Genomic DNA, 22,556 nt, shown 5'->3' on the forward strand with positions numbered 1-22,556 from the left:
TTTTAGGCTGGGGTTATTTATAGTATATTGATGTAAAAGAAATAATAAGGTGGTAAATACAATTCTTTGGCTTGTTTATATTGCAGTTACACTGTGGAGCATTGTCAATATAATCTTCAATGGATCAAAGGCAACTAAAATGATCAGTTGGTCTTTGTCCGTAATTATATTTCCCTTTTTAGGACCGCTTTTGTACTATCTTTTTGGAATTAACAGAAGAAAATTTAAACTCTTTAAGTTAAAGCAGACCGAGAAACGAAAGCTATATTCCGAAACCCATAAAGAATTAGAAGGCGGAGAGCAAAGTGTACATGAATTCGATAATTATAAGCACGACAAGCTAGCCAGTTTAATTAGAAAGAACAGTTATTTTGCCCCTTATGAGGGTAATGAGATTACCTTATTAAATGATGGGGAAGAGGCATTTGGTTCTATATTCAAGGCCATAGATGAAGCAAAAGATTTTATACACCTTCAATACTATATTTTAGAAGAAGGTATGTTATTGGATCGGTTTCATGAGCTCTTTGCCAAAAAAGTAAAGGAAGGGGTAGAAATTAGAATGTTATACGATTCTTTTGGTAGTAATTCTATGCGTGGTAAACGAGTAAAAAGATTTAAGGATATAGGTGTAAAAGCATTTTCTACCATGCCCATAAGGTTTGGAAATTTACTGTTTACCTTAAATTATAGAAATCATAGAAAAATTATGATAATTGATGGTAAGGTTGGTTTCACCGGCGGATTCAATGTATCGGATAAGTATATGAAACCAGTATCTGAATTGGGTGTTTGGCAAGATCTTCATTTAAAGATCCAGGGTCCTTTGGTGAACAGTTTACAGCGTATTTTTGTTAAAGATTATCATTTTGCCGGTGAGGAAGAATTGTTGTTGCAAGACAAATATTTTCCAAAGGTAGCGCCTGTAGGTAGCACCATAGCTCAGATAATATCTAGCGGACCAGATTCTAGATACCCTGCCATTATGCAGCAATATTTGGCAATGATCAATATTGCCACAAAAAGTATTTGTATAGCCAACCCTTATTTTATTCCAGGAGAACCGGTATTGGAAGCCATAAGAATTGCGGCATTAAGTGGTGTAGAAGTTACGCTTTTGACCCCTAAAATATCAGATTCTTTATTGGCTCAATACAGTATGTTCTCAACCTTTGAGGCTTTGTTGGAAGTTGGGGCTAATATTTACCTAAGACCAGATTTTTCTCATAGCAAAGTCATTATCATAGATTCAGAAATAGTTTCTGTAGGTTCTGGTAATTTCGATTACCGAAGCTTTGAGCATAATTTTGAAACCAATGCCATATTATATGACAAAGAAAAAGCATCACGTATAGAAAAATTTTTTACAAAGCATTGTACAGACGATGCAAAAGTAGATTTAGAAACATTTAAAAAGAGGTCGCCGTTCAGTAAGTTTTTAGAAGGTCTCGCCAAATTCTTTAGTCCGCTATTGTGACGAAATTATTTTATCAAATCAAATTAAACTATTTAATCTTAATACAATTAAGCTACCCTATGGTTGCATCTGCACAACATATAATACCTGAAGAAATAACAGAAGAAGCAAAAATTGCCCTTTCACATTATCCTGAGCTTGCCAATACTAAAATAGAATTTAAGTTCAAGAAGAACATCAAAAAGTCTACAATGCAGGCACAACCTTCTTTTTGGAGTATTTTCAAGTCTAAAGAGAACAGGTCGTACAATATATTTATTAGCGAGAAAATTAAGATTGCAGATTCGGTCTACTATACCGTAGACATACCATCGGAAATTATGATAGGCTGGTTGGGGCATGAACTAGGTCATATTATGGACTACCAGCAGCGAAGCGGTTTTAATTTAATAGCTTTTGGTTTTAAATATATAACTTCTGAGCCTTATATTAGGGAGGCAGAACGCAGGGCAGATTCATTTGCGGTAGCACATGGTATGGAAACCTATATTTTGGCTACAAAAGAATTCATATTAACAAAAGCAGGGTTAACCAAATCTTATGTTAATCGTATAAAAAACTTATACCTATCACCAGAAGAAATTATGGTTTTGGTAGAACAAAGAGATGCTGCGCTCAAAAAATAAAATTAAGCTATGTGTTATAGATTTTTTTGAACGAATGCCTCCCATTCGGCAAACTTTTCTTCTTTCATAACGCGTTCCATCTTTACTTGTCCGCCCTTCTTTTTATTACTATCGTTCCACTCGTAAAACACCTCAGGGTTTACGGTAAAAACTTTTACTCCTTTTAGGGCTTTTGACCTCGCAACCTTATAATTTTTATTGGCGGCTTTTAAAGATTCATCTAGCTTTTCAGCTATAGCTTCGGCGTCTTGTGTTGCTGTAGTTCCCAAATACCAAGTGTGGTAAAATCCGTCTTCATACTTTTTTGCACAGAGGGTATATTCAGGTATTTCGATATCAAAGGTTTCCATGATGTCTTGTAGAGCATCATCCAATTTATTGACCGATAATTGCGAACCCACCGTATTTAAGAAGAATTTGGTACGACCCGTAATTTTAATTTCGGCACGTTCCACATCGGTAAACTCAATGGTATCACCAATAAGATAGCGCCAAGCACCACTAACTGTGCTGATTATAAGCACATAATTTTGACCGGTTTCAACCTCTGATAAAGTTAGCGAAGGAGCATCTTGAGAAAGAGAACCATCTTCTAAAATATAATCAGGATCAAAGGGAACAAACTCAAAATAGATTCCGTTATCGGTCACTAATTTCATGGCATCGGTTTCTGGTCTTGCTTGAAAGGCAATAAACCCTTCGGATGCTAAATAGGTGTCAATTACCGTTACCGGTTTCCCCATTAAGGCATTAAAACTCTTTTCATATGGTCCAAATGCCACTCCGCCAGAAGTGTACACCTTCAGGTTTGGCCAAATCTCATGAATATTGTTGAGGTTGTGCTTTTTAATGACTTCTTTCAACATCAACTCAATCCATGATGGTATTCCGCTAAGAGCACCAATATCCCAATCTGCAGCTTTTTCGGCAATTTTAGCAACACGCTCGTCCCAGTCATCAATTTTGGCAATTTCTTTTCCTGGTTTGTAATATCCACTAAACCAAGATGGAATATTACTGGCACTAATACCGCTGATCTCACCTTCTAAATGGTCGTCGTTTTCAACCAAATCAGTAGAACTGCCCAGCATTAAAATTCCCGTTTCAAAGAAATCTGCCGGAAGATCGAAATTCGAAATCGCTAACACTTGCTTGATTCCTGCTTGTCTAATAGCATCGATCATAGCATCGGTCACGGGAATACGTTTGCTTGTTTTACCAGTTGTACCAGAACTCAGTGCAAAATAATCAGGACTACCAGGCCACGTTACATCAGTCTGGTCTTCGTGCAATTTATGCCACCATTTTTCATTGATTTGATTATAATCGAAATAAGGCACGGCATCACGAAATGCTTGCTGTGGATGATCACTTTCTAGAATATTATTGAAGTCATAGGCTTTACCAAAAGAAGTATCTTTTGCGGTTTCTAAAAGGTTTTGAAGAACAGCTTTTTGATCTTCAATAGGGTTATCATCACCAGTAATTTTGTCGGTAATATCAATAACTCCTTTTATAAAATTTCCTATGATATTCATATGTAACGGTATTTTAGGTTATTACTGCTAAATTACTGGTTACGTGGGGTAAAGATTAACCCTAATATGAAATATGTGGACTTTATTAAGCTTTAGTCGGAAATAACAAAATTCTAACTAAGCATAATAAGCACCGCACCCACAGCAGTTAATACTAAAATCATCTTTCTAAAGAAAGCTTCTTTAATGTGTTTTATAAATCGAACTCCAACGAAAAACCCTAAAAGAATACCAGGTAAAAGCATCAAGTTCAATTGTAAAGATTCAAGGGTTATGGTTTTCCAGACGAAAAAGTGAAAGGGGAGTTTAATAATATTTACAATTAAAAATAACCAAGCTGCCGTACCTATAAATTGATTTTTTGGTAAACGCATGGCTAAAAAGTAAATGTTAGAGAAAGCTCCGGCTAAATTACCTACCATGGTAGTAATACCTGCTATGGTGCCAATGGCTCCGGCAAATGTCCAGTGAGAAGGTACGTTCTTGTCCTTTTTGCGATCCCAATAAAACATCATGCCAACGGTAATGATGATTATGATTGCCATGGCTATTTTAAAGAACTTTTCGGGCAGCTCGTTACCTATGAATACACCTATTAATAAACCAACGAGCATCCACGGTAATACTTTAAAAACATATTTCCACTGTGTATATTTATTATAATAGATAACGGAAAATATATCAGCAAGAACTAGAAGAGGTACCACCATGCCTGTAGACTGTCTTGCGCCAAATGCCAAAGCCATTATGGTAACGTTCAAAACAGCAATTCCTTTAATTCCCGCTTTAGATAATCCAATAATAAAGGTGGCAATTGATGCCAATATCCAAGCTGTTGGGGTAATTTCTGTAGTTATTGATAGTAGCACGTGGTACGTTTAGCGTATTAGGTATAAGAATGTCCTAAAATAATATATCTTTAACAATCAACCTAAAACCAACTTATGGAACTCAGTACGCTAGACTATAGTTTTATTATAGTTTTCTTCTCCCTTGTCTTAGGCATAGGGTTTTATGTATCAAAAACATCGGGTAAAAATTCATCGGAGTTTTTTCTATCGGGTCGTACGATGCCATGGTGGTTGCTAGGTCTTTCAATGGTGGCAACAACATTTTCAACCGATACGCCCAATTTGGTGACAGATATTGTGCGTACCAACGGTGTTTCCGGTAATTGGGTTTGGTGGTGTTTTTTGATTACAGGAATGTTGACCGTTTTCGTTTATGCAAAACTATGGCGTAAATCGAATGTAAATACCGATTTAGAGTTCTACGAAATGCGATATGGCGGTAAACCGGCAAGTTTCTTAAGAAAATTTAGGGCAGTTTATTTAGGAGTGATTTTCAATGTAATAACCATGTCTGCTGTAACATTGGCAGCTATTAAAATAGGTAGCATAATGCTAGGTCTGGAACCTTGGCAAACGGTTGTAAGTGCTGGTCTGATTACAGTAACCTTTAGCGCCCTTGGCGGATTCAAAGGGGTGGTTTATACCGATTTCCTTTTATTCTTTGTAGCCATGGCAGGGTCAATTGGCGCTGCTTATTACTTGGTGAATATACCAGAGGTTGGTGGTATTGAAGCTTTAATGGCAAATGAAAATGTTTCTGAAAAACTAAACATCCTTCCAGATTTTAGTAACAAGAAAGCATTGATTACTTTATTTATAATTCCTCTAGCCGTACAATGGTGGAGTTCTTGGTACCCAGGTGCAGAGCCGGGTGGTGGTGGTTATATTGCGCAACGTATGTTGGCGGCAAAAGATGAAAATCATGCAATTGGCGCAACGTTCTTTTTTAATATAATGCATTACGCGCTAAGACCATGGCCGTGGATCTTAGTGGCATTGGCATCTATAGTAGTATACCCAGATTTAGCGAGTATACAAGAAGCTTTCCCAAATGTTACGGCAGATAAATTAGGTCATGATCTAGCATATTCTGCCATGTTGACCAAACTACCTAGTGGATTATTGGGTGTTGTGTTGGCATCCTTGGTAGCTGCTTATATGAGTACTATTAGTACACAGTTAAATTGGGGATCGTCATACATTGTATTTGATTTTTATAAGCAGCAGATAAACCCGAATGCATCTGAAAAAAGATTGGTGGCCGTAGGTAGAATTTCAACCATTGTTTTAATGTTGTTTAGTGCAGCATTGGCTTTGTTGCTTCAAAATGCACTTCAGTTATTTGATATTTTATTGGCATTTGGTGCAGGCACCGGACTTATATTTATACTAAGATGGTTCTGGTGGAGGATCAATGCTTGGAGTGAGATTGCGGCAATGTTCGCATCAGGTATTATTTCTATTATACTAAAATTGACTCCCGTAGGTGCTTATCTTTTTGCAACGGAAACAGGTGTATTACCAGACTGGTCTGAGTATATATTTATAGTAGTTGTAACTACGATTATTTGGTTGATTGCCACTTTTATGACGCAGCCAGAATCAAATGATACCCTAAGAAGCTTTTACAAGAAAATACAACCAGGTGGTCCGGGTTGGTCAAAAGTAGTTGTCGATGCAAAAACCGATGCCGTTAAAATTGTAGAAGATAAAGAGAAGTGGAGTGTGCCTGCTGGTGTAACCGCTATGTTGTTAGGCGTAATTCTAATTTATTCTATAATGTTCGCTACCGGTTATTGGATTTATGGAAGAACTACGCAAGCTATCGTTTTAACCATTGTTTCTGCAATAGCAGGGGTGTTGTTGGTAAAAGCTTGGAATCGCTTAAAAGGGAACATACTATAATGGCGAGATATGAAAAAGGACAGAATTGTTTCGGTTGATATTTTTAGAGGAGCCACCATTGTATTAATGGTATTAGTAAACACACCAGGCACGTGGTCTAATGTTTACGCCCCTTTTCTGCATGCCGATTGGCATGGGTATACCCCAACCGATTTAGTATTTCCGTTCTTCTTGTTTATCGTAGGTACATCAATTGCATTCTCGTATAAAAATAGGACTGTAGATGCAGCTGCCTATAAAAAGATTGCCATTAGGTCATTGAAGTTAATTGCATTGGGTCTTTTCTTAGGCGCATTTATAATTCATTTTCCATTCTTTAAAAATTTCGGCGATATCCGTTTTCCTGGAGTGTTGCAACGAATAGGTGTCGTATTCTTTTTCGCGGCAGTATTGTTCGTTAACCTAAATTGGAAACAGTTGATTTGGGTGACGGCGATATTATTAATAGGCTATTGGCTGCTGATGATATTTGTTCCTGTAGAAGGCGTGGCATCTACATTAGAAAGAGCTCCAAATAATTTGGCCAATTGGATAGACGTACAAGTATTCGGTTGTCACAATTACAAAGCAGATTATGACCCAGAAGGGTTGCTAAGTACCATACCTTCAATTGCAAGCTCATTATTAGGGATATTCACAGGACTCATCTTAACCAGTAAACAAGAAAAGAAAGCCACTATTCTAATAGGGTTGGGCGGTAGTCTTCTTATTATAGGTCATATTTGGGATTTCGTTTTCCCGATCAACAAAGCCCTTTGGACAAGTAGTTTTGTGTTAGTAACCGCAGGTTGGGCAAATCTTATTCTAGCATTAATTTATTATTTGACCGATGTAAAGAAAATAGAATTCGGTTCTGTCTTTAGGTATGCAGGGGCAAATGCCATTGTCATTTATTTCTTGTCTAGTTTCATCAGCAAGGTAATGGGTCAAATACAAGTTGGTGACACCTCGTTACATGGGTGGTTGTTCCAAAAAGTATATGTCCATGATTTTCTGGCACTAGAAACATCGTCCTTATTATACGGATTAAGTGTAGTGCTGTTTTATAGCTTGGTTGGCTATATTCTATATCAGAAAAATATATTTATAAAGGTATAGCCGATTATTTCGCCATCAACTTGGCAACATACTTTCCAATAACATCAAACTCTAGATTTACAATAGTACCCGGTTTATAGGTGTTAAATCTAGTATGTTCGTAGGTATAAGGTATAATCGCTACGTCAAAAGAGTTTTTTCCAGAATTAACAACGGTTAAACTAGTACCGTCAATGGTAATAGATCCTTTTTCAATGGTGGGGTTACCAGTTTTTACATCGTAGGTGAAAGAAAATATCCAACTACCATTATCTTCTTTTACGCTAGTACATTCCCCTGTTTGATCTACATGACCTTGAACAATATGACCGTCTAACCTAGACCCTAAGATCATGGCACGTTCCAAGTTTACAACATCATTGGTTTTAAGCGTATCTAAGTTGGTTTTATTCAGTGTTTCTGCAATAGCAGTTACCGTGTAAGTCGTATCGGTAAGACTTACAACCGTTAGGCAAACGCCGTTATGTGCAACACTTTGATCTATTTTAAGTTCAGGAGTTAAGCTAGATTCTATAGTGATATCTAAGTTTCCGCCTTTGGCTTCCAGAGAGGTGACTTTACCTAATGTTTCAATAATTCCCGTAAACATGTGTCGTTTAATTTAAGTAATTTTGTCCTTTAATATGTGTCCCAATATTTAAATTAGGACGACCACTTTGCTTCTCCTTTTGGAAAGGCAAAACCAATTTTAAGGTTTTTAAGTGGGGTTACAAAGGTACAGATTATCATGGAGGAAAATAGGAAAATAAGGTTAGGCATCTCAATAGGGGACTTGAACGGAATAGGATGTGAAGTTGCATTGAAAACATTCCAAGACAGCAGAATGTTAGACTTCTGTACTCCCGTTATTTTTGCCTCTAATAAAACGGTTTCCTTTCAAATGAAGCAGTTGAAACTTAATGTTGTTTTCAACGGAATTCCAGATGCGTCAAAAGCAATAGATAATAAGGTCAATATTGTAAATGTTTGGAAAGAAGTACCAAGAATTGATTTTGGACAAGCTACCAAAGCTGGTGGTGAATATGCCATTAAATCTTTAAGAGCAGCGGTAGATGCATTAAAAAAAGGAGATATAGATGTGTTGGTAACGGCACCGATCAACAAGAATAATATTCAGTCAGACGAATTTAAATTTCCAGGACATACAGACTTTTTAGCACAAGAACTAGATGGTGAGAGTTTAATGTTTATGGTAACAGATACCTTAAAGGTAGGTTTGTTGACCGATCATGTAGCGGTAAAAGATGTCTCTGCAGCTATAATACCAAGGTTAATACGCGATAAGATCAATACCATTGAAAAATCATTGAAGATGGATTTTGGTATTCGCAAACCAAAAATAGCTTTACTGGGTATAAATCCGCATAGTGGAGATAACGGAGTAATTGGCAAAGAAGACGATGAGGTAATGAAGCCGGTGATAAAAGAAATGTCAAATATGGGTCATTTAGTATATGGACCGTACTCAGCAGATAGTTTTTTTGGATCTGATGGTTATAAAAAGTTCGATGCTATTTTAGCGGCATATCATGATCAAGGGTTAATCCCTTTTAAAACGATAGCATTTGGTCAAGGTGTAAATTTCACGGCAGGCTTAAGCAAAGTGAGGACATCTCCAGATCATGGAACAGCCTATGAAATAGCAGGAAAAGGCGTGGCAGACGAGAGTTCTTTTAAAGAAGCGGTCTTTATGGCATTGAAGGTTTTTAAAAACAGAACCGAGTTCGAAGAGCTTACGAAAGACGTATTAAAAAAGCAACGTTTAAAGAGAGAACGTTAAAATTTGGTTGGATTAAAAAGTTATAAAGATAAATAGTTGATAACTATTGTCTTTTATCAAAATTATAGTATCTTTGCACCCGCCTTTTGTGGGCAATTAGTGTTAATTTAAGTGTGTACGTGATGAAGCAAAAGGAGTTCAATATTCCTTTCTCAGGATTGAAGCAAGGAAAACACAACTTTAATTACCAGATTGACAATACGTTCTTTGATTCTTTTGGATATGATGAATTCAACGCTACCAACATCAATTTAGATGTAGTACTTAATAAAACAAGTACAATGATGGAGGTTGATATGGAAGCATCTGGAACAGTGAATGTTGATTGTGACATTACTAGCGAACCGTATGATCAAGCTATAAGCGGAGATTTACATTTGGTGGTAAAGTTTGGTGAAGAGTATAATGACGAGAATGATGAAATATTGATTCTTCCTCATAACGAGCACCAATTGAACATTGCGCAATACGTGTATGAAATGCTAGTATTGGCAGTTCCGCAAAAAAGAATTCACCCTGGTATTGAAGATGGCACTTTAGAATCTGAAGTGTTAGACAGGTTAAAGGAGCTTCAACCAAAAGAGAAAAGATCAGATAAAGAAGAAAACGATCCCAGATGGGACGCATTAAAGAAACTATTAACGGATAAATAAGGTTTAAATGGCACATCCTAAAAGAAAAATTTCCAAAACAAGGAGAGACAAAAGAAGAACACATTATAAAGCAGTAGCACCTACATTGGCTACCGATTCTACAACTGGCGAGACTCACCTTTTTCACAGAGCTCACTGGCACGAAGGTAAATTACATTATAGAGGTCAAGTTTTGGTTGACAAAACTGAAGAAGCAGAAGCTTAAGAACCTTTTACATTATACTATACTCCCACTTCATTTGAAGTAGGGAGTTTTTTTTAGCCCAATTTGTATTTTACGCCCTTGTTACTCAGATAAATTAACTGATGATAGAGGTATGGCTATTAATTGCAATTTTTCAAAAACCCGATAACTTTACCCAAAAAGTCGTTGAAAATCACTAATTTTCATGACTTTTGACAGGTTTTTTAAGTTTTTTACAAGAAAGCAAATAAAGTATGACCAAAATTACAGCAGCTATTACCGCGGTAGGAGGCTATGTTCCCCAGTTTGTAATGACCAACAAAATGCTAGAGGATTTGGTTGAAACCAATGACGAATGGATCACTACCAGAACGGGAATTAAGGAAAGAAGGGTACTTAAAAAGGAAGAGGGAGAAGGTACGTCGTATTTAGCCATTAAAGCGGCACAAGACCTAATGGAAAAGAAGGGACTAGATGCTTCTGAAATAGACCTTGTTATAGTTTCTACGGCAACACCAGATAGTATGGTTGCTTCTACAGCAGCTTTCGTTGCTTCGGAAATTGGAGCCGTTAATGCTTTTGCCTACGATTTATTAGCTGCATGTTCAAGTTTTCTTTTTGGCATGTCCACAGCCGCAGGTCATATAGAAACCGGTAGATATAAAAAAGTACTACTAATAGGTGCAGATAAAATGTCATCTATTATTGATTATACCGACCGTACCACATGTATTATTTTTGGTGATGGTGCCGGCGCAGTTCTTTTTGAACCTAATACAGAAGGTCTTGGTCTACAAGATGAGTATTTGAGAGCAGACGGTAGCGGTAGACAATATTTGGGCATGGAAGGTGGCGGATCTCTAATGCCGGCTACTATAGAAAGTGTTACCAATAAAAAACACTTCATTTTTCAAGAAGGTAAAACGGTATTCAAATTTGCCGTCTCTAATATGGCAGATGTAGCGGCAAAGATTATGGATAGAAATGATCTTACCGAGTCAGATGTAGATTGGCTAGTGCCACATCAGGCGAACAAACGTATTATTGATGCCACGGCCAAAAGAATGGGTGTAGGTGATTCAAAAGTGTTGATGAATATTCAACGTTACGGTAATACTACATCAGCAACATTACCATTATTATTATTTGATTACGAAAAACAGCTTAAAAAAGGAGATAATCTTGTATTTGCAGCCTTTGGTGGCGGTTTTACATGGGGTTCTATTTACCTTAAATGGGCGTATTAACTAACATCAACTACCAATTATAACTTAGAAAATATGGATATTAAAGAAATTCAAAGCCTTATCAAGTTTGTTGCCAAGTCTGGCGCTAGCGAGGTAAAACTGGAAACGGATGATATTAAGATCACCATTCGTACCGGAAGCTTAACTGGTAATTCTGAACCAACTTACGTGCATACTATGCCTATGGCACAGCCAGCAGCAGCGGCACCGATAGCAGCGGCACCTGCAGCTCCTGCAGAAGCAGCTACACCTGCAGCACCTGCAGCAGAGGCTGAAGACGATAAGTATATTACAATAAAGTCTCCTATCATTGGTACATTCTACAGAAAACCTTCTCCAGACAAACCTGTTTTTGTTGAAGTAGGTCAGACAATTGGTACAGGAGATGTACTTTGTGTTATTGAGGCAATGAAATTGTTTAACGACATAGAATCTGAAGTTTCTGGTAAAATCGTTAAGATTTTGGTAGACGATTCTTCACCGGTAGAGTTTGATCAACCATTATTCTTGGTAGATCCTTCTTAACTAAATTTTGAGTAGTTATTGTTAGATACCGCTGTTCTGCGGTGTGTAAGAATTATGTAGAACCAAGAACTTAAAATTTAAAAGATGTTTAAAAAAATACTGATTGCCAATAGGGGAGAAATCGCTTTGCGTGTTATCCGTACCTGTAAAGAAATGGGTATTAAAACGGTAGCCGTATATAGTAAGGCAGATGAAGAAAGTTTACATGTGCGTTTTGCAGATGAGGCTGTATGTATTGGTCCTGCCGCTAGTAGTGAATCCTATTTAAAGATACCAAATATAATTGCAGCTGCAGAGATTACAAATGCAGATGCCATTCACCCAGGCTATGGTTTTCTTTCAGAAAATTCAAAGTTCTCACGAATCTGTGCAGAGCATGATATAAAATTCATTGGTGCTTCTGGTGATCAAATAGACAAAATGGGAGATAAGGCTACGGCCAAAGAAACCATGAAAGAAGCCGGTGTACCTTGTGTGCCAGGTTCAGAAGGTCTATTGAAAGATGTTGCAGATGCCAAGAAGATAGCGAAGAAAATGGGCTATCCGGTAATGATCAAAGCTACTGCCGGTGGTGGTGGTAAAGGTATGCGTGCCGTAATGTCCGAAGACAAAATGGAAGAGCTTTTTGATAGTGCCGTTAACGAAGCAACTGCTGCTTTTGGTAATGGTGGTATGTATATGGAAAAGCTGATCGAAGAGCCAAGACATATTGAAATTCAAATTGTTGGTGATCAATTCGGTAAAGCTTGTCACTTGTCAGAAAGAGATTGTTCTGTACAACGTCGTCACCAAAAGTTGACAGAGGAGACTCCGTCACCTTTCATGACAGATAAGTTGAGAGAGCAAATGGGTGAAGCTGCGGTTAAAGCTGCCGAATACATAAAATATGAAGGCGCTGGTACCATAGAATTTTTGGTAGATAAGCACCGTAAGTTCTATTTTATGGAAATGAATACCCGTATTCAAGTAGAGCACCCTATTACAGAGCAGGTTATTGATTACGATTTAATTCGTGAGCAAATACTTGTAGCTGCAGGTGTGCCGATTTCAGGTAAAAACTACCTTCCAAAACTACATTCAATTGAGTGTAGAATTAATGCGGAAGACCCATATAACAATTTTAGACCATCACCAGGTAAGATTACAACCTTACATACGCCCGGAGGTCATGGTGTACGTATGGATACGCATGTATATAGTGGGTACAGTATTCCTCCAAACTATGATTCTATGATCGCAAAGCTGATCACTACTGCCCAAACTAGGGAAGAGGCGATCAACAAAATGAAGCGTGCTTTAGATGAATTCGTAATTGAGGGAATTAAAACGACCATTCCTTTCCACAGGCAGTTAATGGACCACCCGGATTATTTGGCTGGTAATTATACAACAGCCTTTATGGATGATTTTAAAATGGATCCCCAACCAGAAAATTAATAACGAACTCCAACAGCAATGTTGGAGTTTTTTTATGTTCTTTTTTTAAGATTGATTTTTTATCTTCTATCAAAATGCAACTATGAATTTAAGCTACTGGGAACGTACATCTTGGTTTTCTAATATCGATTTTACAATTATAGGTAGTGGAATAGTAGGCTTAAACTGTGCTTTAGAATTAAGAAGAAAGCATCCTAAAGCACGTATTCTTATTTTGGAAAAAGGAAAACTTCCTCAAGGTGCCAGTACCAAAAATGCAGGGTTCGCCTGTTTTGGTAGTATTTCTGAAATTTTATCAGACCTAAAAACACATTCAGAACAAGAAGTATTGCAATTGGTTCAAGATCGGTTTCATGGAATACAATCGCTACGTACGTTGTTAGGTGATGATGCAATTGGTTATCAGAATAATGGCGGACACGAATTATTTTTAAATCAGGATGTAGCGTTATATGAGAGCTGTCTAAAGGAATTAACGCGGGTCAATGAGCTACTACATCCCGTCTTTAAGAATGATGCCTTTAAAGTCACGCCAAATACTTTTAATTTCAATGGAATAAAAAGTAATTACATTTCTCAGGTATTTGAAGGGCAAATCCATACCGGTAAGATGATGTCAGCTTTAGTGCAATTAGCACAGCAAAAAGGCATCACAATTGTAAATTCAACCCAAGTACATTCTTTTGAAGATGCAGGTGCAAAAGTAATAGTCAAAACAGATGACCTGGAATTTATGACCCAAAAATTACTGATAGCAACAAATGGTTTTGCTGCTCAACTACTGTCGGAGAACGTAAAACCTGCACGGGCACAAGTATTGATTACAAAACCAATTAAAGACCTGCATATAAAAGGAACATTTCATCTAGAAGAAGGCTACTATTACTTCCGAAATATTGATAATCGAATTTTATTGGGGGGTGGTCGTAATCTGAATTTTAAAACCGAAGAAACTACTGACTTTGGCACAACTAGTTTAGTAGAAAATAAACTACAAGAGTTGTTGAAATCAGTCATTCTACCAAAAAGCGATTTTGAAATTGATTACAGCTGGAGTGGTATAATGGGTGTAGGTCAACAAAAGAAGCCAATAGTAAAACAAGTAACCAACAATGTGGCATGCGGTGTCCGCTTAGGTGGTATGGGTATTGCTATTGGTAGCATTATAGGTAAAAAGCTTGCCAATGTATTAGACTAATGAAATATCCCGTTCATCCAATTTTTTAGAAATCTTATTCAAAACGTAGGTGTACTCTTATATTTATTTTTAAATTGTACGTCCCCTTAGATTATCTATTACCCAAAATGCGCTTATTGGTTTGCCTTAGAACAGCAAACTTCTAATATGGTTTGTAATAGCAAGTATACTATATGAAAAGATTGATTAGAAGAATTACTTCGGCTACATTTTTAGCCGTTATGGCAATGGTGTGTCTTAGTAGCTGCGGATTGACGAAAACCCACTACCAGCGAGAATATGCAAAAGTTTGGAAAGAATATATAAAGAGCGAGGCTTGGAAACAATCCCTTATTGCCGATAATTCATATGTTGCAGATGATTTATATGCCAGTACAGATGCTGAAGTGCCACTAGCTGATGATAATATCGTGGAATCTACATTTCATTCTAAATATGAATCTCTAGTGTCTAGAGCTTATTTTAAAATTATTACCGAGGCAGAAAAAGCAGATGCACAAATTACGGCAGATTATAAATTGCTAATCGAAAACGAGTCGGCAGTAAAAGTTGATAAGAAGAAGATTCAAGCAATAACAAAACGATATGAAGCTCATAAAGCAATGCTAAACGGACTTAAATCGTGGAATATTTTTAGTGACGATCGCTCTGGTGATTTGGACTATTTTAAAGCTGAAAATGAAATAGAAATTCAAAACATGATAAGTGGTGGTGAAAGTGATAATCAAATCGTAAATTACTTGATCTATAAACTAGCAGATCTGTATCACATTGAAGGAAACTGAATCACTTGATAACTTAAAGAAAGAAGCCCATAATTTTTGCCTGGAGTTTGTTGACGATCGGTCAACTAGAATACAGAATCAAATTAAAGAATTAGAGTCTGCCTTAACCTCAGAGACAAAAAGTAGTGCTGGTGATAAGCACGAAACTGGTCGTGCAATGATTCAGTTAGAGCGAGAAAAGTTAGGTCAACAGTTGGCAGAATTAGAAAAAACACAACAATTACTGTCAAAAGTATCAAAAGATAGAAATGCCCCAACCGTAGGTTTAGGAAGTTTGGTTGTTACAGATGCCTTCATATATTACATAGCTATATCTGCAGGAGAATTTAAAAGCAAACCTAACTCCGTCTATTGTATTTCTGCCGCAACACCTATTGGTAAACTCGCCTTTGGTAAAGCAGTAGGCGATGTTTTTAGTTTTAATGGAAAGGAGTTGACTATTGTCAGCGTTCAATAGTTACATCCTGGTCTTTATTTAACTATCTTAAAGCAATTAATTAAAAGACCAAACCACATATATAACTTGAATTATGGAAATATTTTACCTATTTCTTGCAGTCATTGCCATAATTATATTAACGACAAAACTAAAGATTCACGCGTTTCTTGCGCTGTTTATTATTTCAATTTTATACGGCGTTTTTGCAGGTATGCCTTATGCTAATATCATTGTTTCCATAAATGACGGTTTTGGCGGAACGCTAGGTAAAATTGGGTTGATCATAGTTCTCGGGGTCATCATTGGTGCTTTTCTAGAACATACTGGTGGTGCATTTGCCATTGCAGAGAAAGTATTGGGTATAATAGGGAAGAAACGGGTGACGATGGCAATGGGAATCATTGGCTATATTGTTTCTATTCCAGTATTTGCGGATAGTGGTTTTATGCTGCTATATCCTTTGAATAAAAGTCTTTCCAAAAAAGCGAAAATCTCAATTGCCGGTCCGGCAATAGCATTAGGTTTGGGCTTAATGGCATCACATACAATGGTGCCGCCAACTCCTGGCCCAATTGCAGCTGCAGGTATTCTTGGTGCAGATTTAGGTTTGGTTATTGCTTTTGGGTTTCCAACAAGTATTGTCGCCTTGATTGTCGGAATCATATTCGCTAAGAAATATGCATCAAAAACCATGATAGCGCCTGATGTTGAAGATGCTTTAGAAGCAGAACAAGAAATTAAAGATTCGCCCAGTGCTTTAAAAGCATCTATACCCATTCTGGTTCCCATTTTTCTAATTGTCTTGAAGTCCGTACTGAACTCCATGGATATCGGACAAGAAAACGGACTATTAGATTTTATCAATTTTGTGGGTGAACCGGTAATATCACTATTGATAGGAGTTTTCTTATGTCTGCTCTTGCCTAAAAAATTGAATTATGATATGCTCTCATCGGCTGGTTGGGTAGGTAAAGCAATTAAGGATGCGGCCTCTATTTTATTGATTACAGGTGCAGGTGGCATATTTGGTAAAATATTACAGAATTCCGGCATTGCAGAAATTCTAGGGCAAACCTTGACCGATTATAATATGGGTATTTTCTTGCCTTTTGTTTTAGCGGCAGCCTTGAAAACAGCGCAAGGTTCTTCAACGGTGGCATTGGTAACTACAGCATCCATAATTATGCCGATGATGTCGTCACTTAGTTTTGATACCGAAATACAGAAAGCTCTGGTTGTAGTAGTAATTGGTGCGGGTTCTGCTGTAATTTCTCATGCAAACGACAGCTTCTTTTGGGTAGTCACTCAAATGAGCGGCATGAATGTAAAGACAGGTTATCGTCTTTTTGGCTTAGGCACTGGAGTGCTTGGTCTAACAGGAGCCATAACCGTATTTGTATTCTATTCCATTTTCGCATAAATGGATTTACATATTAGTAGTCTGGCTTACCACGACTCTGCTTTTTTAAAGAAGCGATTTTCTTCCCTTTCAATCTCTTTTCAATAGATGATCTAGTAGGTCTGCTTTTCTTTCTTGCCTTAGGTACTACTAAAGATTTTTCTATAAGTTTCAAGAATCTTTTAATGACCAACTCTTTGTTTTTATGTTGGCTGCGAGATTCATCGCATTGTAATATGAGTAAGCCCTCTTTACTCAGTTTGTTACCTAATTTCAGATGTACCCTTTTCTTCTGGCGTTCTGTTAGTCCCACTGAAGCTTCAATATGAAAAGATAATTCTACTTTAGAGGAAACTTTATTGGCATGCTGACCTCCGGGACCACTACTTCTAATGGCTTTAAATTGTAATTCGGTAAGAATTTGTTCTTTGTTCACAACTTGCTTTTGTATTAATTAGCAGCGGCTTCTTGTATGCGTTGATTGATAGTTTCAATGGCTACATTCAAAAACACTTCTTTCCCTTTTGGGTACAGTTTATCAGCATTGAAGAAGATGGTTTCATCATCATCGCTTTTACTTTCTGTTAGGTAATGACTGCCCATTGGATAAGCTTTTTCAACGGTAACATGAAAGCCTTGTGAGGGTGAAACCCGAAACTCATGTGCATATACTATAATTTTTCTTTTGGTATTCGCATATGTTTTAAGCACATCTATAGAAATCATACTGGCCTCACCAAAAAGAGAGGCTACATACAAGTTTTTAGGGTTTTTATATAGCTCCATAGGTCTTGCCCTGGCTATAATTTCTTTATCACGTAAAACAACCGCGCGATCGGCAAAAGGTAAAACATCATGTACGTCATGCGTGGCAACAATGGTAGTAATAAGATTCTCTTTCAAGTAATTGAAAATATTTCGACGCAAGCTGTTTTTAAGAAAATTGTCGATATGGCTAAACGGTTCGTCTAAAAGAAGCACTTCTGGTTTTTGCGCCAATACTCTAGCCAAAGCAACGCGTTGTTGTTGACCACCACTTAGGGTTTTTACTTTTTTATCTGCAAACTCAGTGAGTTCTATCATCTCTAATAGCTCTTGAGTACGTTCTTTTAATTCATCAGGATAAAAAACAGATAGGTACTGGCTAATGTTTTCAGAAACGGTAATGAATGGCATTAAATCAAAATCTTGAGACAAGTATTTCATAAAAGGCATACCTGGAACCAGATGAAATGCAGGACCTAAAATTTGTTCGTCTTCCCAGAATATTTCGCCCTGTTCTAAATCCATTAAACCATACATTAGTTTTAGCAAGGTGCTTTTGCCGCAACCGCTTTCACCAATAATGGCCACATGCTCTCCACGTTGAATACGTAAATCAATGGACTCTAAAACTGGAAGTTTATCATATGAAAATGATAGATTCTCTACTCGTAACATGCTTTTATTCTTAGGAATGTAAAATTGAAAAATCCGTTCCAATTTGAAACGGATTTTTCAATAATTTATTGATTTAAGATAGTAATTACTCCTTAAATTCTTTTAAAACACTTTTGTTAGGTAGCTTGGTATAGCCCATATTGTAAAGTGTAAAGCCAAAAATATCTGCATATTGTTCTATAGTTTTACTTACAGGAGTACCAGCACCATGACCGGCATTTGTTTCAATTCGTATTAAGGTTGGGTTCGTGCCTTCTTGTTTTTCTTGTAGTTCTGCTGCAAACTTAAAACTATGTGCTGGTACTACTCTGTCATCATGATCACCGGTAGTAACTAAAGTAGCAGGATAAGCTGTACCTGCTTTTACATTATGTACAGGTGAATATCCTTTCAAGTACTGAAACATTTCATCATCGTCTTCGGCGGTACCGTAATCATAAGCCCATCCGGCACCAGCCGTAAATGTATGGTAGCGCAACATATCCATAACACCAACTGCCGGTAAGGCTACTTGCATTAAATCTGGTCTTTGTGTCATTGTGGCACCAACTAACAATCCGCCATTAGAACCTCCGCGTATAGCTAAGTATTCTTTTGAAGTGTATTTGTTTTCTATTAAATATTCTGCAGCGGCAATAAAGTCATCGAATACATTTTGCTTTTTAGTTTTAATACCTGCATCATGCCATTTTTTACCATATTCGCCACCACCACGTAGATTGGGAACGGCATAAATTCCGCCTTGCTCCATCCAAACTGCATTACCAATGCTGAAAGACGGGGTCAAGCTTACATTGAATCCGCCATAGGCGTAAAGGATCGTTGGATTTTTACCATTCAATTCTGTGCCTTTTTTATAGGTAATGATCATAGGCACTTTAGTGCCATCTTTTGAAGAGTAGAATACTTGTTCTGAAGTATAGTTATTAGGATTGAAATCTATCTCAGGTTTCCAGTACAATTCATATTCACCGGTTGCGGGATCGAATTTATAGGTAGAACTTGGTGTGTTGTAATTTGTAAAAGAGAAGTACAGTTCTTTATCTTCTTTATCACCACCAAATCCACCAACGGATCCTATACCAGGTAACTCTACTTCACGAATAAGTTTACCATCATAATCATATTGAATTACCTTAGAAATAGCATCTACCATATATTCCGTAAAGAAGTAACCACCACCAGTATTGGGGTTCAATACATTCTCCGTTTCCGGAATGAAATCTACCCAGTTTTTTGCCTCAGGGTTAGCAGCGTCAACCGTAACTATTTTCTTGTTAGGAGCATTTCTATTGGTAACGATATACAGTTTAGAACCTACATTATCAATAACATAGTTGTCAGAATCGGTGTCTTCAACCATGGGGATAAGTAATCCGTTAGGGTCTTCTAAATTTCTGATGAATAATTTATTGCCAGAGGTAGAAACAGAAGCGCTGATCAGTAGGTATTTATTGTCTTCGGTAACATAGGCTCCTATATAACGATGTTTTTCTACTGGAGTGCCACCGAATATAAGTTTATCATCTTTTTGAGAAGTACCTAATTTATGATAGTATACTTTATGTTGATCTGTTTTTGCAGAAAGCTCGCTACCTTTTGGTTTATCGTAGCTGGAATAGTAAAAGCCTTCTTTACCTTTCCAAGAGAGTCCGCTGAATTTAATATCAATTAGGGTGTCTTCAACAATCTCTTTGGTTTCAGCATTTAAAATTATCGCTTTTCGCCAATCGCTACCACCTTCAGAAATAAGGTAGGCAGCCAATGAGCCATCTTTAGTAAAGCTTAAACCTGCTAGAGAAGTTGTGCCATCTTCAGAGAATGTATTCGGATCTAAAAAAACTTCTGGTTCTTCATCACCTTTGGCTCTGTAGACAACATATTGATTTTGGAGTCCGTCATTTTTATAAAAATAGGTATAGTCGCCATTTTTAAATGGAGAACCAAGTTTCTCATAGTTCCATAGTTTTTCAAGACGATTTTTTAAGTCGGTTCTGAAAGGAATATGTTCTAAATAGCCGAATGTAGTTTTGTTCTGTTCTTTAACCCAAGCTTCTGTTTCTGGGCTTCTATCATCTTCTAACCAACGATAAGGGTCTTTAACTTCGGTTCCAAAATAAGTATCTACAGTATCAACTTTTGCGGTAACAGGGTAATTCACAGTAATAGGTTCAGGTTTAGATTCGTTTTTACAGGAAGAGATTAGCGCAAAGACAAGTAGCGCAGGTATTACTTTTATCATGAGTAGTTCAGTTTGTACTAAAATACCATAAAAAAACCTTCAAAACAGTGAAGTTTTGAAGGTTTTAACGTTGTAAAGGATATAAATTAAACTAAGCCTTTTTCTACTAGGTATTCTGAGATTTGAACAGCGTTAGTTGCAGCACCTTTTCTAAGGTTATCTGCAACAATCCACATATTCAATGTATTTCTTTGCGTTTCATCTCTACGTATACGACCAACAAAAACCTCATCTTTATCATGAGCATAGATTGGCATTGGGTAGGTATTTGTATCAGGATTATCTTGAACGGTTACACCAGGCATTTCATTTAACAAACGACGCACTTCGTTTAGCTCAAAATCATTTTCAAACTCTACGTTTACAGATTCCGAATGTCCACCAGCGGTAGGTATACGTACTGCTGTTGCGCTAATTGAGAAAGTGCGATCATCAAGAATTTTTTGTGGCTCGCGCGCCAATTTCATTTCTTCTTTAGTGTATCCGTTTTCCATGAAAACATCACAGTGTGGCAATGCATTTCTACCAATTGGGTAAGGGTACGCCATTTCTCCTTGCACGCCGGCAATTTCATTTTCCAATTGTTTTACCGCTTTAACGCCAGTACCGGAAACCGACTGATAGGTAGAAACAACAACTCGTTTCATTTTATATTTGTTGTGTAAAGGGTGCAATGCCATTACCAATTGTATGGTAGAGCAGTTAGGGTTTGCAATGATTTTATCTTCTACCGTAAGCTCATGAGCATTAATTTCAGGAACCACCAATTTTTTGGTTGGGTCCATTCTCCAGGCAGAGGAATTATCTACTACCGTAGTTCCCACTTCTGCAAATTTAGGAGCCCATTCTAAAGAGGTATCACCACCCGCAGAGAATATGGCAATATTTGGTCTTGCGGCTACCGCATCAGCTAAGCCTATAACCGTATGTTCTTTTCCTTTAAAGGTCATCTTTTTACCTACAGAACGTTCAGAGGCTACCAATAATAACTCCGTTAATGGAAAATTACGTTCTGCCAATACTTTCAACATTACATCGCCAACCATGCCTGTGGCACCAATTACAGCTACTTTCATTTGTAAAACAATTATATTAAGCGGCAAAAATACGTATTACTGGTACTTGCACAAGTAAAAAAGAATAGAATAATCAAAATATAACAAATTGTTCAAAATATAACAATTGTTTATGGGGCCGTAATTTGGAAAGTGTGCTATAAAAAAGAACCGTCAACAATGTTAGCGAAACAAAGTTGACGGTTTTAATTAATGTAAGTTGCAGTGCAACGGTACCCTAGAACTAGGGAGTATTATTAAGATTACTTTTTTAAAGCATCTCTTATCTCTGCTAATAACTCTTCTGCAGTTGGTCCTGCTGGTGCAGCTGGAGCTGGAGGAGTTTTAGTTTTGTTGTAAGCTTTAACAATGATAAACATTACGAATCCAACAATAAGAAGGTTAACGATAGCATTTACCCATGCACCCCAACGGATAGCATTTTCTGGCTTAGCGATTGCGCCATCAGCACCAACAACAGCTTCATCTAATACGATTTTCAAATCAGCGAAATCAACTCCACCTGCGAAGTGACCTACGATTGGCATGATGATATCAGCAACAAATCCGTTTACTACTAATCCTACTGCTCCAGCTAAAATAACTGCTACAGCAAAATCGATGACGTTACCCGTCAAAATAAAATTCTTGAATTCTTTTAACATGTTTACTTAATT

At 37.2% G+C, this 22,556-nt stretch carries 22 protein-coding genes; 14 read left to right on the plus strand and 8 right to left on the minus strand.

The genetic code is table 11. The features are described from left to right. The first annotated feature begins 49 nt into the window (after positions 1-49). Positions 50-1,477 (plus strand): cardiolipin synthase, encoded by a 1,428-nt coding sequence (gene cls / locus SJY30_RS14195; protein ID WP_396632805.1) that lies wholly within the window; start codon positions 50-52, stop codon positions 1,475-1,477. A 59-nt stretch (positions 1,478-1,536) separates the two neighbouring features. Next, on the plus strand, positions 1,537-2,103 hold the full coding sequence (locus tag SJY30_RS14200) for a hypothetical protein (protein WP_396635336.1): 567 nt from the start codon (positions 1,537-1,539) through the stop codon (positions 2,101-2,103). A 14-nt stretch (positions 2,104-2,117) separates the two neighbouring features. Here SJY30_RS14200 and SJY30_RS14205 read toward each other — a convergent pair whose 3' ends face one another. Both SJY30_RS14205 and SJY30_RS14210 read right to left on the minus strand, forming a co-directional pair. Beyond that, the gene (locus tag SJY30_RS14205; protein WP_396632806.1) at positions 2,118-3,641 is read right to left on the minus strand and encodes a GH3 auxin-responsive promoter family protein; all 1,524 of its coding nucleotides are present in this window, start codon (positions 3,639-3,641) and stop codon (positions 2,118-2,120) included. Positions 3,642-3,754: 113 nt separating this feature from the next. Continuing rightward, positions 3,755-4,510, minus strand: a complete 756-nt coding sequence (locus SJY30_RS14210) for a sulfite exporter TauE/SafE family protein (protein WP_396632807.1) — start codon at positions 4,508-4,510, stop codon at positions 3,755-3,757. 75 nt (positions 4,511-4,585) lie between these two features. On the opposite strand from SJY30_RS14210, the gene SJY30_RS14215 reads away from it, so the two are divergent. Continuing rightward, complete coding sequence (locus tag SJY30_RS14215; protein ID WP_396632808.1) at positions 4,586-6,397, plus strand: sodium:solute symporter family protein; 1,812 nt, start codon at positions 4,586-4,588, stop codon at positions 6,395-6,397. Positions 6,398-6,406: 9 nt separating this feature from the next. Continuing rightward, positions 6,407-7,495, plus strand: coding sequence for an acyltransferase family protein (locus tag SJY30_RS14220; protein ID WP_396632809.1), 1,089 nt, complete (start codon positions 6,407-6,409; stop codon positions 7,493-7,495). Positions 7,496-7,499: 4 nt separating this feature from the next. Here SJY30_RS14220 and SJY30_RS14225 read toward each other — a convergent pair whose 3' ends face one another. Further along, positions 7,500-8,084 carry a riboflavin synthase gene (locus SJY30_RS14225; RefSeq protein WP_036150617.1) on the minus strand — a complete coding sequence of 195 codons (585 nt, stop codon included), beginning with the start codon at positions 8,082-8,084 and terminating at the stop codon, positions 7,500-7,502. 138 nt (positions 8,085-8,222) lie between these two features. Here SJY30_RS14225 and pdxA point away from each other — a divergent pair, with 138 nt between their 5' ends. From pdxA to SJY30_RS14275, 10 genes are all read left to right on the plus strand, one after another. Then, positions 8,223-9,275 carry a 4-hydroxythreonine-4-phosphate dehydrogenase PdxA gene (gene pdxA / locus SJY30_RS14230; protein WP_396632810.1) on the plus strand — a complete coding sequence of 351 codons (1,053 nt, stop codon included), beginning with the start codon at positions 8,223-8,225 and terminating at the stop codon, positions 9,273-9,275. Positions 9,276-9,397: 122 nt separating this feature from the next. Continuing rightward, on the plus strand, positions 9,398-9,928 hold the full coding sequence (locus SJY30_RS14235) for a YceD family protein (RefSeq protein WP_396632811.1): 531 nt from the start codon (positions 9,398-9,400) through the stop codon (positions 9,926-9,928). A 7-nt stretch (positions 9,929-9,935) separates the two neighbouring features. Then, the gene (gene rpmF, locus SJY30_RS14240; protein ID WP_027065618.1) at positions 9,936-10,133 is read left to right on the plus strand and encodes a 50S ribosomal protein L32; all 198 of its coding nucleotides are present in this window, start codon (positions 9,936-9,938) and stop codon (positions 10,131-10,133) included. 233 nt (positions 10,134-10,366) lie between these two features. Then, complete coding sequence (locus SJY30_RS14245) at positions 10,367-11,359, plus strand: beta-ketoacyl-ACP synthase III (protein ID WP_396632812.1); 993 nt, start codon at positions 10,367-10,369, stop codon at positions 11,357-11,359. 33 nt (positions 11,360-11,392) lie between these two features. After that, positions 11,393-11,884: an acetyl-CoA carboxylase biotin carboxyl carrier protein gene (gene accB / locus SJY30_RS14250; RefSeq protein WP_396632813.1), complete on the plus strand. Its 492-nt coding sequence runs from the start codon at positions 11,393-11,395 to the stop codon at positions 11,882-11,884. An 84-nt stretch (positions 11,885-11,968) separates the two neighbouring features. After that, complete coding sequence (gene accC / locus SJY30_RS14255) at positions 11,969-13,321, plus strand: acetyl-CoA carboxylase biotin carboxylase subunit (protein ID WP_396632814.1); 1,353 nt, start codon at positions 11,969-11,971, stop codon at positions 13,319-13,321. An 82-nt stretch (positions 13,322-13,403) separates the two neighbouring features. Next, complete coding sequence (locus tag SJY30_RS14260; protein WP_396632815.1) at positions 13,404-14,519, plus strand: NAD(P)/FAD-dependent oxidoreductase; 1,116 nt, start codon at positions 13,404-13,406, stop codon at positions 14,517-14,519. A gap of 173 nt (positions 14,520-14,692) precedes the next feature. After that, positions 14,693-15,304 carry a hypothetical protein gene (locus SJY30_RS14265; protein WP_396632816.1) on the plus strand — a complete coding sequence of 204 codons (612 nt, stop codon included), beginning with the start codon at positions 14,693-14,695 and terminating at the stop codon, positions 15,302-15,304. Continuing rightward, entirely contained in the window at positions 15,291-15,761 is a 471-nt protein-coding gene (locus SJY30_RS14270; RefSeq protein ID WP_396632817.1) for a 3-oxoacyl-ACP synthase, read from the plus strand. The genes SJY30_RS14265 and SJY30_RS14270 overlap by 14 nt, the downstream gene beginning before the upstream one ends. 73 nt (positions 15,762-15,834) lie before the next feature. Then, entirely contained in the window at positions 15,835-17,163 is a 1,329-nt protein-coding gene (locus SJY30_RS14275; RefSeq protein WP_396632818.1) for a GntP family permease, read from the plus strand. Positions 17,164-17,176: 13 nt separating this feature from the next. Here the strand turns inward: SJY30_RS14275 and arfB are convergent, their stop codons facing one another. The 5 genes from arfB to mscL all read right to left on the minus strand — a co-directional run bounded on the left by arfB (position 17,177) and on the right by mscL (position 22,544). Next, positions 17,177-17,578 carry an alternative ribosome rescue aminoacyl-tRNA hydrolase ArfB gene (arfB, locus tag SJY30_RS14280; protein ID WP_396632819.1) on the minus strand — a complete coding sequence of 134 codons (402 nt, stop codon included), beginning with the start codon at positions 17,576-17,578 and terminating at the stop codon, positions 17,177-17,179. A 14-nt stretch (positions 17,579-17,592) separates the two neighbouring features. Continuing rightward, positions 17,593-18,582 (minus strand): ABC transporter ATP-binding protein, encoded by a 990-nt coding sequence (locus tag SJY30_RS14285; protein WP_396632820.1) that lies wholly within the window; start codon positions 18,580-18,582, stop codon positions 17,593-17,595. Between the two features lie 85 nt (positions 18,583-18,667). Continuing rightward, positions 18,668-20,824: a prolyl oligopeptidase family protein gene (locus SJY30_RS14290; protein ID WP_396632821.1), complete on the minus strand. Its 2,157-nt coding sequence runs from the start codon at positions 20,822-20,824 to the stop codon at positions 18,668-18,670. Positions 20,825-20,910: 86 nt separating this feature from the next. Continuing rightward, positions 20,911-21,900: an aspartate-semialdehyde dehydrogenase gene (locus tag SJY30_RS14295; RefSeq protein ID WP_396632822.1), complete on the minus strand. Its 990-nt coding sequence runs from the start codon at positions 21,898-21,900 to the stop codon at positions 20,911-20,913. Positions 21,901-22,142: 242 nt separating this feature from the next. Beyond that, positions 22,143-22,544: a large conductance mechanosensitive channel protein MscL gene (gene mscL, locus SJY30_RS14300; protein WP_276491319.1), complete on the minus strand. Its 402-nt coding sequence runs from the start codon at positions 22,542-22,544 to the stop codon at positions 22,143-22,145. Positions 22,545-22,556 lie beyond the last annotated feature (12 nt).

The sequence above is a fragment of the Maribacter sp. R86514 genome, assembly GCF_044597005.1.
In the GTDB taxonomy this organism is placed as follows: domain Bacteria; phylum Bacteroidota; class Bacteroidia; order Flavobacteriales; family Flavobacteriaceae; genus Maribacter.

Bases quoted from the DNA above. Each gene is read 5' to 3' on its own strand.
- SJY30_RS14200 (WP_396635336.1), top strand. From the start codon at position 1,537: ATGGTTGCATCTGCACAACATATAATACCTGAAGAAATAACAGAAGAA.
- SJY30_RS14205 (WP_396632806.1), bottom strand. From the start codon at position 3,641: ATGAATATCATAGGAAATTTTATAAAAGGAGTTATTGATATTACCGAC.
- SJY30_RS14215 (WP_396632808.1), top strand. From the start codon at position 4,586: ATGGAACTCAGTACGCTAGACTATAGTTTTATTATAGTTTTCTTCTCC.
- SJY30_RS14220 (WP_396632809.1), top strand. From the start codon at position 6,407: ATGAAAAAGGACAGAATTGTTTCGGTTGATATTTTTAGAGGAGCCACC.
- SJY30_RS14225 (WP_036150617.1), bottom strand. From the start codon at position 8,084: ATGTTTACGGGAATTATTGAAACATTAGGTAAAGTCACCTCTCTGGAA.
- pdxA (WP_396632810.1), top strand. From the start codon at position 8,223: ATGGAGGAAAATAGGAAAATAAGGTTAGGCATCTCAATAGGGGACTTG.
- SJY30_RS14235 (WP_396632811.1), top strand. From the start codon at position 9,398: ATGAAGCAAAAGGAGTTCAATATTCCTTTCTCAGGATTGAAGCAAGGA.
- rpmF (WP_027065618.1), top strand. From the start codon at position 9,936: ATGGCACATCCTAAAAGAAAAATTTCCAAAACAAGGAGAGACAAAAGA.
- SJY30_RS14245 (WP_396632812.1), top strand. From the start codon at position 10,367: ATGACCAAAATTACAGCAGCTATTACCGCGGTAGGAGGCTATGTTCCC.
- accB (WP_396632813.1), top strand. From the start codon at position 11,393: ATGGATATTAAAGAAATTCAAAGCCTTATCAAGTTTGTTGCCAAGTCT.
- accC (WP_396632814.1), top strand. From the start codon at position 11,969: ATGTTTAAAAAAATACTGATTGCCAATAGGGGAGAAATCGCTTTGCGT.
- SJY30_RS14260 (WP_396632815.1), top strand. From the start codon at position 13,404: ATGAATTTAAGCTACTGGGAACGTACATCTTGGTTTTCTAATATCGAT.
- SJY30_RS14265 (WP_396632816.1), top strand. From the start codon at position 14,693: ATGAAAAGATTGATTAGAAGAATTACTTCGGCTACATTTTTAGCCGTT.
- SJY30_RS14275 (WP_396632818.1), top strand. From the start codon at position 15,835: ATGGAAATATTTTACCTATTTCTTGCAGTCATTGCCATAATTATATTA.
- SJY30_RS14285 (WP_396632820.1), bottom strand. From the start codon at position 18,582: ATGTTACGAGTAGAGAATCTATCATTTTCATATGATAAACTTCCAGTT.
- SJY30_RS14290 (WP_396632821.1), bottom strand. From the start codon at position 20,824: ATGATAAAAGTAATACCTGCGCTACTTGTCTTTGCGCTAATCTCTTCC.
- SJY30_RS14295 (WP_396632822.1), bottom strand. From the start codon at position 21,900: ATGAAAGTAGCTGTAATTGGTGCCACAGGCATGGTTGGCGATGTAATG.
- mscL (WP_276491319.1), bottom strand. From the start codon at position 22,544: ATGTTAAAAGAATTCAAGAATTTTATTTTGACGGGTAACGTCATCGAT.